Genomic DNA, 3,058 nt, shown 5'->3' with positions numbered 1-3,058 from the left:
CGACCTGGCGGGCCTGGTCTACATCGACGGCGGGAGCAGCCCGACGCCGGTGAGCGCCCAGCAGGCGACCCAGGAGGTGCAGGCGCTCGCCGTCCCCAATGCCAATCCCTGGCTGGCTTTCGGCGGGATCGCCGCGCCCTTTGCCGGGATATTCAACGGCACCGGGTCGGCTGGCGCGCTGCTCGATCCGAACGGACCGTCGCTGGGTCAGACCTCGGGGCTCCTGCCTGCGGCGATCGTTCCCACCGTTCCGGTCACCAATGTCGGCCAGTACGGTTACGCCCTCAACGTGGCCACGTCGCCGTCGACCTTGGCCGCGGCGCAGGCACACCTCGGACAAGGCATCGCCGCCAGCGGTCCGGTCCACGGATGGGACGGCACGGGCGCGCTCACTCCGATCAGCCGCTTCGCCACGATGTTCTCGGGAGCAGGCATCAACAACGCCGACGGCACCGAGTGGTATTTCCCGCGGCGCCTGACCGACGACACTGCGGCCGTGGCCAACGGCAACGCGAACCCCGCGCAAAGCGTGCTCGACGTCGACGCAACGATGGGTCACAACCTGCCGAGAAACCTGTTGATCTACGCCTTTGGTGCGCACCTGGGCGGGGCGGGCGTGCCCGCAGCGGCACAGCTCCTCGCCCAGCAGTCGCAGATCCCCATGAGCAATCTCACCCTGGAGAACTTCGAGAGCACGTACGCCCACAACGACCCCGCCGGCGCCTATCCGAACAACGCCTTCTTCAGCAACCTGACGCCCTTCCTCAGCAGGGTCGCTTCGAAGGGCTAGGCGACCGGTCCATCATGGACGGCGCGTGACCACGAACCTGGACCTTCGAATCTCGTCTGCCGCGCCTGACGACTTCGACGTCCTGCGTCGGTTGTTTCGCCGCTCGTCGTTGTCGAACGACGGCGATCGGGCGAAGCTGCTGGCCAACCCGGACGCGCTCGAGCTCTCGGACCGTAGCGTGCGCGAGGGACGCGCGCGGGTCGCAGTCACCGCCGACGGCAACATCGTGGGCTTCGTCACCTCGCTGGTGGCCGGGGATGGCCTCGAGCTGGAGGATCTCTTTGTCGATCCCGATTGGATGAAGCGAGGGGTCGGGCGGGCGTTGGTGCTCGATGTCGTCGAGACGGCGAGGCGGAGGGGGTACTCGCAGCTCGAGGTGATCGCCAACCCCCACGCGCTCGGGTTCTACGAGAAGGTCGGCTTCGTCGTCGATCGCGAGGTCGAGACGCGGTTCGGCCCTGCTTCGCGAATGTTCCTGGCGATCTCACCCAGCGCCGGGTGAGGTGAGCGACAATGTCCCCCTTGGCCGACGCCCAGAATCATCGTCGCATCACCGTCGTCCTGTTCGATGGCTTCGAGCTGCTCGACGTGTTCGGACCACTCGAGCTCTTCGGGATCCTTCGTGATCGGTTCGAGATCCGCCTCGTCGGACCGGCAGCCGCGCCCGTGCGGAGCGCGCAGGGCCCAGAGGCCGTCGCCCACCAGTCCTACGGGGAGGCACCCCGCCCGGACGTGGTGCTGGTCCCCGGCGGGATAGGGACGCGCCGGCTCGTCGACGACCGGCCGTTCATGGAGTGGCTGGCCGCCTGGGTCCGTCCGGTCGAGCTGGTCACCTCGGTCTGCACCGGGTCGGCCCTGCTGGCGGCCGCCGGGCTGCTCGATGGCTACCGCGCCACCTCGAACAAGCGGTCCTTCGACTGGGTCCGCAAGCAGGGTCCACAGGTCGAGTGGGTACCGAGCGCGCGCTGGGTCGAGGACCGCAACCGATGGACGTCGTCGGGGGTGGCGGCGGGCATGGACATGACGCTGGCCCTGATCGCACGGCTGCACGGAGACCAGCTGGCTGCCGACCTGGCCGACGGCGTCGAGCTGGAGTGGCACCGGGACCCGGACTGGGATCCCTTCGCAGCCAAGAACGCCCTCATCGAAGACTGATCGCTCGCCGAGCGCTGGGAAGCCGAACTTGTCGCGCTGAGGCGCGCTTGGGGCGCAGCTGAGGTGCGCCCGCCTCAGTGCCGGCGCGTCAGGAGCTCCTCGGTACCCTCCGCCAGCTCCCGCACGACGTCCGCGGCGCGGTCCACGCGATGCACGGCGCCGACTGACTGCCCGGCGTAGAGCGCCATGGCGTCGATGTTTCCCGACGTATGGCGTCCTGGACCTGGTGGGCTCAGGCGGGCGACGGGCACCCGAGCACCCCCGGGCAGCTCCATCTCGCCCACGACGTCGTCGGCGATCGCCTTGGCGGCCTCGACGCAGGACCGGAGGACCCGGTGCGGCGCGTCGGGCCACATCACCGAGAAGGTCGTCGTGAGCACGGTGTCCTCCGGCCCGGCCCCGATCAGGGCATCCACATACGACGGGTGGGCATCGGCCTCAGCCGTCGCCACGAACCGGGTGCCCACCCGAGCGGCACCCGCCCCCGCCGCCAACACCGCAGCCATGGTCCTCGCCGTGGCGATCCCGCCGGCGGCCACCACCGGCACGTCCACCACCTCCAGCACGGCCTCGAGCAGTGGCAGCAGGGCGACCTGACCCCGGACGTGCCCGCCCGCCTCGACGCCCTGGGCCACCACGAGATCGCAGCCAGCGTCGGCGGCCGCCCTGGCCTCGTCAGCCCACCCGACCTGCCAGGCAACGAGCGCCCCGCCCTCGTGGGCGAGAGCCACCAATGCGGGGTCGGGATCGCCGTAGAAGAACTCGACCAGCCGGCACCGACCGGCGGCCGCTGCGACCGCCTCCCGGTCGACGAACGGCATCAGGAAGTTGATGCCGACCGCACCGGAGGTCCGCTGCTGTACCGACTCCAGGACGTCGGCTACCCCCGCAGCCGGGACCGTCGGCATCCCGAGCATCCCGAGGGCGCCGGCGTCGGCAACGGCGACGGCGAGGTCGGGCCCTGCCACACCACCCATGCCCGCCTGCTGGAGGGGCACCGGGCAACCGACGAGCCGGGTGAAGGCAGTGTCCATGCCAGTCTCCGGGTCGGCACTAGAACGTGTTCGACTGGAGAACCTAGTATGGCGACGGCCCAGACGACCGCCGGAACCG

General features: G+C 70.1%; 4 protein-coding genes. 3 read left to right on the top strand and 1 reads right to left on the bottom strand.

Translation table 11 applies throughout. The annotated features are described in order from the left end of the window. The 3 genes from VGF64_19130 to VGF64_19120 form a co-directional block, all read left to right on the top strand. A partial coding sequence (locus tag VGF64_19130) for a hypothetical protein (protein ID HEY1636876.1) occupies nucleotides 1–790 on the top strand: 790 nt, incomplete at its 5' end. Nucleotides 791–815: 25 nt separating this feature from the next. Then, a complete protein-coding gene (locus VGF64_19125; protein HEY1636875.1) occupies nucleotides 816–1,292 on the top strand; it encodes a GNAT family N-acetyltransferase in 477 nt (158 codons plus the stop codon). 11 nt (nucleotides 1,293–1,303) lie between these two features. After that, complete coding sequence (locus tag VGF64_19120; GenBank protein ID HEY1636874.1) at nucleotides 1,304–1,945, top strand: DJ-1/PfpI family protein; 642 nt, start codon at nucleotides 1,304–1,306, stop codon at nucleotides 1,943–1,945. A gap of 74 nt (nucleotides 1,946–2,019) precedes the next feature. Here VGF64_19120 and VGF64_19115 read toward each other — a convergent pair whose 3' ends face one another. Further along, on the bottom strand, nucleotides 2,020–2,979 hold the full coding sequence (locus VGF64_19115; protein ID HEY1636873.1) for a nitronate monooxygenase: 960 nt from the start codon (nucleotides 2,977–2,979) through the stop codon (nucleotides 2,020–2,022). Between the last annotated feature and the right edge of the window lie 79 nt (nucleotides 2,980–3,058).

The sequence above is a fragment of the Acidimicrobiales bacterium genome (assembly GCA_036491125.1).
Taxonomy (GTDB): Bacteria; Actinomycetota; Acidimicrobiia; order Acidimicrobiales; family AC-9; genus AC-9.
Note: the sequence above shows the minus strand (reverse complement) of the source record. Positions and strands in the feature narration are given on the sequence as shown.